The sequence below is a fragment of the uncultured Campylobacter sp. genome, from assembly GCF_938002845.1.
GTDB lineage: Bacteria > Campylobacterota > Campylobacteria > Campylobacterales > Campylobacteraceae > Campylobacter_B.
This window is the reverse complement of the sequence record NZ_CALKZP010000059.1, coordinates 19,797-28,418: the sequence shown is the minus strand read 5'-3', so window position 1 is coordinate 28,418 and position 8,622 is coordinate 19,797. Positions and strand designations below refer to the sequence as shown.

Annotated in this window: 6 protein-coding genes; 1 reads left to right on the top strand and 5 read right to left on the bottom strand. The window is 43.8% G+C overall.

Features of this window, described 5'->3' with window-relative positions; genetic code table 11:
• The 5 genes from Q0224_RS10920 to Q0224_RS10900 form a co-directional block, all read right to left on the bottom strand.
• On the bottom strand, window positions 1-3,611 hold a 3,611-nt coding region (locus Q0224_RS10920; RefSeq protein WP_297951279.1), incomplete at its 3' end, for a hypothetical protein.
• A 504-nt stretch (window positions 3,612-4,115) separates the two neighbouring features.
• On the bottom strand, window positions 4,116-4,919 hold the full coding sequence (locus Q0224_RS10915) for a transporter substrate-binding domain-containing protein (protein WP_297951277.1): 804 nt from the start codon (window positions 4,917-4,919) through the stop codon (window positions 4,116-4,118).
• 100 nt (window positions 4,920-5,019) lie between these two features.
• A complete protein-coding gene (locus tag Q0224_RS10910; protein ID WP_297951275.1) occupies window positions 5,020-5,826 on the bottom strand; it encodes a transporter substrate-binding domain-containing protein in 807 nt (268 codons plus the stop codon).
• A 94-nt stretch (window positions 5,827-5,920) separates the two neighbouring features.
• Window positions 5,921-6,730, bottom strand: a complete 810-nt coding sequence (locus Q0224_RS10905) for a transporter substrate-binding domain-containing protein (RefSeq protein ID WP_297951273.1) — start codon at window positions 6,728-6,730, stop codon at window positions 5,921-5,923.
• A gap of 413 nt (window positions 6,731-7,143) precedes the next feature.
• Window positions 7,144-7,647: a hypothetical protein gene (locus Q0224_RS10900; RefSeq protein ID WP_297904971.1), complete on the bottom strand. Its 504-nt coding sequence runs from the start codon at window positions 7,645-7,647 to the stop codon at window positions 7,144-7,146.
• Window positions 7,648-7,730: 83 nt separating this feature from the next.
• Between Q0224_RS10900 and Q0224_RS10895 the strand changes: the two genes are divergently transcribed.
• On the top strand, window positions 7,731-8,609 hold the full coding sequence (locus tag Q0224_RS10895; RefSeq protein ID WP_297951271.1) for an aminotransferase class IV: 879 nt from the start codon (window positions 7,731-7,733) through the stop codon (window positions 8,607-8,609).
• Window positions 8,610-8,622: the final 13 nt, after the last annotated feature.

Here is an 8,622-nt window from a genome sequence, read left to right as displayed (position 1 = left end):
CCGCTCTTTAAGCTAGCTAAGCTTGCAGCTCTGGTTTCTGCGAAGGATTTGGTATTAGAGCTTACGCGCGCGCTAGGAGCCGAGGAAACATCGAATCCTAAATTTAGATAATTGCCGCTTTGATAAATTTTAGGGCTATAGCTTAGGCTTACTCCTACATTTAGCGTTGCATGCATATTGGCTGCGTTAGGAGTTATAAGGCTGCCGCTTCCTTGCTTATTGATTAGATGAATCTCGCTGCTTGGATTAATCGGACCGCTTACTCCGCTTATATAAGCCGTGATATTGCTTACGTTGCTTAGATTGGTATTGGCAGTAGGGTCGCTTAGGGTAAGTACGCTATCGCCTGCTCTAATAGAGTTAGGAAGAAAGAAGTTTAGCCTGTCAAAACCGCTAATATTTTTAGCGCTTAAGGAATTTACTGCCGCAGGAGAGCTATTGCTAGCTCCTATGTTAAGGGTGTTGCCGCCACCGCTTGCGCTTATTACGCCTACATTATGACCGCTGATGAAATTTAACGTATTGTTTGTGCCTGCTGCGTTGATATTTCTAGCGTTAAAATTCTTATCCTCCCCCGCTTTGCCTATATCTATGTTATTTCCGTTAAGACCGCCGGCACCTAGATACTTTTGCAGTTCATCCGCATCAAAGTCTCCATTTATGCTCTCGTTAGTCTTAATAAGCTTTTGGATATAAAGTTCCTTCTCATCCTCGCTTATATGCATACCACCTATATTTCTGCTAAAGGTATTGGCATCTTTTATGACATAGTTTTTATTTAGCTGAGTTACGTAGCCCTTGTCTTTAAAGCGCGGATCATATCCGGTAAATTTACCGCCTCCGCTTTTATAGGCAAGGGTATATTTCTTATTATCGCCATCTGGATAGCTTGCATTGTTTAAAGCGTTAAATTCGCTTGCCGAGTTTACGAATATATCGGTACTGCTTAGGTCGGTATTGCCGGAGCCGGTTAAGCTTAAAGCTCTTTTGGTACTAGACGAAGCATCGTTTTCTATCTCGCTAAGGGAGGCTAGGTTGAATTCCAATTTATTGAAATTTGCAAAATTCCTCGCATTTAGGCCATTGCCCGAGTTTGAAGATAGGATATTTAGGCTATTGCCAGAATTGCTAGCGTTTGCGCTAGATACTCCGTATATCGTGCCTGCTACGCTGCCGCTTCTGAAATTTACTACGTTGTTGCTGCCGCTAGCGGCTTCCGCTGCGTAGACATTGCCAGCAACTTGCGTGTTGCCGTTTAAATTTACAGTGTTGGAGGAAGCGGTACCGCTAGCCTTTCCGCCGTATACACTTCCGCCTACGTTTACCGAGTTGAGAGTGATAGTGTTGGAAATCGCGCTGTTTCCCTTGCCGCCCACTGCCATTGCTCCTACGCTGCCGTTGTTTATAGTTACGATATTGGATTTGGCTTCCCCGTTGCTAGTATTGCCGCCGTAAATGCTATTGCGGATTATAGTAGCATTCGTAGTTACGCTATTATCGTGGACGTTTCCGCCGCCGCTACTGCTATGAGTGATGCCCGCATTTACGTACCCCACGTCTATTCCGCTTGCTTCGAAAGTTACATGGTTATTATAAATTTCTTGCGGGGTAGCGGAATTTGAATATCCTCCGTCGATCTCGCCTATGTTGCTTCCGCCCTTGATCTTGGCGTAGTTGTCGTGGACGCTGTTGCTTCCGTCGGTAGCGTCGTCTCTACCCGAGCTTATGTTTTTGCCGCCTAGATTACCTGCATTCTCCTTTACTATTACGGTGTTTCCTTTATTGCCGAATAGCTCAGTAGCGCCCGCAGCCTTGTTGGAATTTTGATTTTGCATTAGCTCGCTTTGATCGAAGTTGGGGTCTATCCAAGAGCGAGTTAGAGTGCCTTTCTGCATGATTAAATTCTTACTGTTTTCGACCTCGATCGTGGTGCCGGTGATTTGATAGTGGTCTTTGTCGGTAATCGTATAAATTTGATTATCTTGCACGGTTTGTGCGGCTCTGGTGATCGTGCCGCCGCCTGAATTATGTATCAGATAGTATTTTCCTTCGCCCAGATCTGATTTTATACCATCTATCTTTGTACCGTTTAAATTCGTATTGCCATTAGTGGTTAGAGTAAGCGGCGCATCCGCTTCGATCGTGGAGTATAAATCATTGAAATTTATAGAGCCGAAATTTTTAATGTCTTTAGCTTTTTTAATGCCGCCGCCGACCCAATTTTCTATATGTAAGGTATTAGTTTTATCCGTAGGCTTATTGCTGCCGTAGATTGTACCGCTTATAGTGCCGCCTCTAAAATTTACGTTGCTATTCTCGACGCTGCCGCTTGTAGCGTAGCCTGCATAGACGTCTCCTGCTATCGTCGTTCTTTCTTTATTGATATAAACGACCGCGTTTTTGACGCTTCCCGCACGTGCGCCATAGACATTGCCTCCGATATGCACGCCTTTGTTAGAATCGAACGCTCCTAGAGTAACTCTATCGCCATCCGATTCGCCTGCAATGCCGCTTGCTGCCGCGACATCACCTTTTACGGTACCTTTGTAAAGATCGACTACGCTTCGCGAGCTCGAGGCGCCGCCCAAAGAGCCCGTGGCGCTGCCTACGATCGCATCGTCGTTATTGATCTCTACGCGATTTGCACTCATTGCGCTAGCGCTATTTGCTTGGCCGCCGATTACTTGGTAATTTTGCGCTTTTAGCTTTGCGCTTATGGATACGGAATTTGCGCTAGAGTTTCCGCTTCCGCCCGCTGCGCCCCAAATTCTACCACTACCGCTTAAAGTAATAGTGCTTGTGCCGCCGTAATAAGGCGCCGTTATATTGACGCTATTAGAATTACTTTGCCCTGTGGAGGATTGCGCGCCGAATATATCGAAGCTCCCCCTAAACGTGCCGCCTTTGATAGTTATTCTATTCGATACGGCATCACCGCTACCGCTTACTATGCCGCCTACGATTACGTTTGTAACGGAGCCGTTACCGATAGTGCCTCCGTCGATCGTTACGGCGTTAGAGGAGGCTTTTTTATCAGCTCCGCTTCTGCCGCCGATGATATTATAATGTCTATTTGAGCTACCGCCGAAGTTATCGGCATTTCCCGTAATTTCGGCGCCGTATTTTACAAAAACCTGATTTCGCGTCGCTTCGCCTTCGTTGCCCGTTTTAGATGCCGCTATACCTTGTCCGCCCACGACCAAATTTACCTTAGAGCCGTTTTCCAAGCTCACGTAATTATCTGATACCCCCTTGGCCTCGGCGCCTATTGCGATACCCACGTAAGCGTTTGCGCCTCTAATCGTAAGTCTATTGTTGGAGGCGGAGTTTAACTCGGTAAAGCCCGCAATCCCGTCGCCGCTTCCTCCGCCGTAAATCACGCTGCCGGAATAGTCCGTCCCGCCGCTTACAACGCCCGTAATCGTCGTAATATTGCCATTTGGGCTGGTACTTCCGCTACCGCTAGTATTGCCGCTAAATCCCGCCGAATAGAGGTTATTATGGGTATGGATAAGCGGCGGATTAGAATCTGCATTGCAAAGCGCTTGTGCGGGTGCTAGTGCGAGCACCGCTGCGAGGCTAAGCATAGAGGAGCAGATGGATTTTTTCATATATTGATCCTTTAAAATTCATAAAGTTTGCGATTATACATAAAAATAGATCAGTTTGCAATATGAAAATCACTGATCGGTTTTTGACAGAGGGGTGGCTGCATTTGTAATTTTAAGTAGTAAAAATTTACTCTTTGCGCAGAATAAATTCTTGACTGTAAAATTTACCCCTTTTTAGAGGGGGCATTTTGAGCGGATTGCAAGAGGTAAAAAAATCCTAGTAAAGAGATTCTGAGTAAAATTTGAAATAATGAAAATCTGAGCTAAATTAATTCTGGCAATTTCAAGCTGCCATGGAATTTATGCAGGGTAAATTTTTAAACGAGTGGAATTTTATATAAATGCCGTTTCGCCCGCGAAAAAGCTTTTTTGAAAAATTTAAACAAGCAATATTGCGCGATAAATTTTATGTGATCCATTCTGCAAGAGCTAAAGCATAGCAAGCAGGAGATAAAATTTACGTGATAAATCTTGCGTAATAAATTTTAAAATGAGCCGCAAATCCTACAAGAAGCTGTAAATTCCATCTAGCAAGAAATATCTTTTATCCGCAGCGCCGTGATAAAATGGATTAAAAGTCCCTTCGTATGCCTTTTCAAAAAAGCCTTCTTTGCTTAGCTTTATAAGCTCTGCATTGACGAAATCCAGTAGCTCTTTATTGCCCTTCTGCACGCCAATACCCATGAAATCGGGCTTACCTAGCGTTTTAAGCGGTACTTCCACCTCGCTATCGACTACCGGATATGCCATTGCGATGAGATTATCGGTCGCGTAGGCATCCACGTCGCCGTCTTTTAGCATGCGGTAGCACTCTCTGGCGATCTTACAAAATGTAAAATTTCCAAAACCTTCTTGTTTAAAAAATGCCTCGCCCGTACCGCCGCTTTCGAGCAAAATTCTTTTCTCTTTCAGATCGGCTAAGGATTTTATTCTATCGGCTTTGCGGGTTAAAACTCCAAGATTTACCGAAAAATACGGTGTTGAAAAATCGATCTGCTGCGCGCGTTCAGGCGTAATGGTAATCGTAGCGATGACGATATCTACGCGGTTGTTTACTAATGCTGGAATTCTATCCTCGACTTTCATCGGCATAAGCTCGATTCTGCCGCCTTTTTCGCCGAAAAGATCATTTGCTATGGCCTGTGCCATTGTAACTTCAAAGCCCTCGAAAGTTCCATCGTTTAGCTCGCTAAAAGGAGGCTGTCCGTCGTAAACACCGATGCGAACGACGCCTTTTGATCTGATCTGTTCCAGACTATCGGCGAAAGCAACGATAAATGGTAGCAACATTGCAAGAAGCAATTTCATGGCAAATCCTTAAATTTAATCTCTTTTCCGCCTTCAAACGAAGCAGGAAATTTTATTTATTAAAATTCTAAAAGCCGGACTCAAAATTTAAAGCAAGCTCTTAGAGCATATTATAAATTCCGTCTAGCAGAAAATACTTCTTATCTGCCGTACCGCGATAGAATGGATCAAAGCTCTGCTCGTAGGCCTTTTTGAAAAAGCCCTCTTTGCTTAGCTTGATGAGCTCTGCATTGACGAAATCAAGTAGTTCTTTGTTGTCTCTCTGTACGCCGATGCCGATGAAATCGCTAGGGCCTAGGTTTTTAAACGGCACTTCCAAAGTATCATCGATGACGGAATATGCAAGCACGATGAGATTATCATTTATATAGCCGTCCGCATCGCCATTTCGAATCATTTCGTAGCATTCCTTAGCCGAAGCGCAATGGCCTAAATTTTTAAATCCCTTGGTTTTGAAAAATTTCTCGGCTACCGTCGCGTCGCCTTCGAATACGATCTTTTTATCATGAAGCTGCGCGATATCGGTAAAAGCGTCGGCTTTGCGCGTTAATATGCCTAAATTTACGGAGAGGTAGGGGAGGGAGAAATCGATCTTTCTTTTTCGTTCGTTGGTGATGCTAAATAGACCGATAACTAAATCAAGCTTGTTTGCCTCTAAAAATGGAATTCTATCATTTACGCTTAGTGGAATAAACTCGATTTTGCCCTCTTTTTTGCCGAAAATTTCTTTAGCAATAGCGTTTGCAAGATCGATTTCAAATCCTTCAAATTTGCCGCCATTAGACTCGCAAAGCGGTGGATGGGCGTCGCGCACTCCGATGCGAATGACGCCGTTTTGTCTGATTTGATCTAGGCTATCTGCAAAAAGCGCCGCACAAAATAGAGCCGCTATAAAAAGTAGTTTCATTTTATGTCCTTAAAATGGGATTTCGCATATTATCCACTTATTATAAATGATGTTTTAGTCGAAGGCGTTAGATAAAACACTGCTAAATTCCGTCCTAAAATATAGCATAGAGCCCATCTAGTAAGAAATATTTTTTATCTGCAGCGCCTTGATAAAATGGCTTGAAAGTTTCATCGTAAGAACGTTCGAAAAAGCCCTGCTTGCTAAGTGTAACAAGCTCTTTATTTATCAGATCAAGCAATTCGGTATTGCCTTTGCGCACCCCGATGCCTAAGAATTCCGGATTACCTAGATTTTGGATTGCTACTTCTAAGTTATCATCGATAATGGAATAAGCTAGCACGATGAGATTATCGTTAACGTAAGCATCGGCTTTGCCTTGCTTAAGCATATCATAGCATTCGGTAGTAATGGAGCAATGGATTAGATTGTGGATTTTATTTTTATACAAAAAATTTTCTGCCGTAGTCCCGCTACCCTCTACTAGGACCTTTTTGTTTGAAAGATCGTCTATACTTTTGATGCCGTCGCTTTTACGTGTCAAAACTCCCAAACTCATCGAAAAATATGGATAAGAAAAGTCGATTTGCCTTTTTCTATCTTGCGTTATCGTGATGGTCGCGACTGCAAGATCTACCTTATCGTTTTGTAATGCAGAGATCCTATCGCTGGCGTTTAGAGGGACGAACTCGACCCTACCGCGCTTATCACCGAATATGCTCTTAGCTATAGCGTCTGCAAGGTTGATTTCAAAGCCTTCGAAATTACCGCTTTTTTCATCACTAAAAGGCGGCCTACCATCACGAACACCGATTTTAACGACTCCGGCAGATCTGATCTGCTCCAAACTGCCCGCAAAAACATTGCTGCAAAGTGCAAAAATAATGCAAAAAAGTAGTTTCATAAACTATCCTTTTCTTAAATTTAATATTATCCCTTAGATATTGCGTGATTTTACCCTAAAATAGTTAAACATAACTTCAATTACATAATACAGATTGCTAAATCGGCAGTAAGTGAACGAGATTAGAATTTAAGAAGCGATAGATAAAATTTTATGAAGTGAAATTTAGCCGTAGCGAAATGTGGCGCAGGGAAGTATAGACTTTAATTAAAATTTATCTATCGTAATTTACGGCGCAGTTTTTGCGGTATCGCCATAGAATTTTAATTTGGAATTCATCCATCATACCTGCTTGCTTTTCGAGCCGGAATTTTTACGTCTTGCCTACGTGCCGCATATTTCGCAATAAAATTTTAAAATTTGCTTGGATCGTAATGCTTTTTTGCGTTATAGAATTTTGCGGTATTTTAAAACTATTTTTCACCAACTTCTACGATTTTGCTTAGCACGTATTGTTCTAGCTCGCGTCTAGGCACGTCATTTTTGAGCGCTTCGTTGTAGATATTTTCGACTATGCGGCTGTATTTTTCGTAGGGGAAGTAGAGGAAATGGTTCGCCCAAGCGCGTTTGATGAGCTCGTGAGTAAGCTTTTTTCTAGCCCACGCTTTGAAGCAATCAAAGCCGATAAAAACCGCCGATGTCGCTATGATCGTAAATAAAATGGAGAAGTGAAAGTCGATCTTTTCAAACATCGCGTGCGTCAGCGTTATCAAAAACATTACGCAGACGAATGCGAAGCAGGCGAAGATCACGTAGGATTTGCCGTAGTTAAATTTAAAATTTAGCTTCGAAGGATCGACGAGCATTCCGTCGTTAAACTCGGCGTTGGCTTCGAGCAGATCACGGAAAAGCACGGGTTTATGCGAGACATGAAACATAATTTCTAAAAGCCTATCTTTAAAATTTGATTTATCCATCGGGTTCCCTTCGATTTTTGCGGCATTATATCTTAAATTAAATTGTTATAAGATAAAATGGTGCGAAATTTCAAGGAGCGATTATGTTTGAAATCAGCGGAATGAGCGGCGATGAGATAGTTTATATTAACGGCAAATTTTGCAAAGCCAAAGAGGCTGCGATAAGCCCTTTTGATCGCGGTTTCGTGCTCGGAGACGGCATCTATGAAGTAGCGCCCGTGGTAAATTCTAAAATTTGCGACAGGGCGGATTTTTGGGAGCGCTTTGAGCGCAGCGCCGCGCAGATCGAGCTAAAGATCCCGTATTCTCGCGAAAAATATGAGGAAATTTTATATGAGCTCATCGCGCAGGGCGGCGTAAAAGAGGGCGCTTTCTATACTCAAATCACAAGAGGTGCCGCGATGCGCGATTTTGATTACGTCCGCGGCATAGAGCCCAGCGTTTTTGCTTTCGTCTATCATACGCAAATTTTTGATAATCCGCTCGCAAAAGAGGGGATCGAGATCGTAAGTCTGCCCGAGATCCGCTGGCACAGGCGTGATATAAAATCGATCTCGCTTTTAGCTCAGTGTATCTTAAAGCACGAGGCCCACAAGGCTGGCGCTTATGAGTGCTTTTTGATTGAGGACGGGCTTGTTACCGAGTGTTCGAGCTCCAGCGCATTTATCATCAAAGATGACGTTCTGATCACGCGACCGCTTTCAAACGACATACTGCCGGGCATCCGCCGCAAGGTGATCTTGGGTCTTGCCGAGCAGGCGGGGCTTAGCGTGCAGCAGCGGGCGTTTGGAATGAGCGAGGTTTATGAGGCCGATGAAGCCTTTATCAGTGCGGCGACGCTGATGGTGCTACCGATCGTAAAAGCAGACGGCAGAGCGATCGGGGGCGGTGCGGTCGGTAAATACGTACCGCGCCTACGCGAGATGTATGCTGTGCGGTTAAGAGCCGAAGCAGGACTGTAATAGGGTGGTCAAA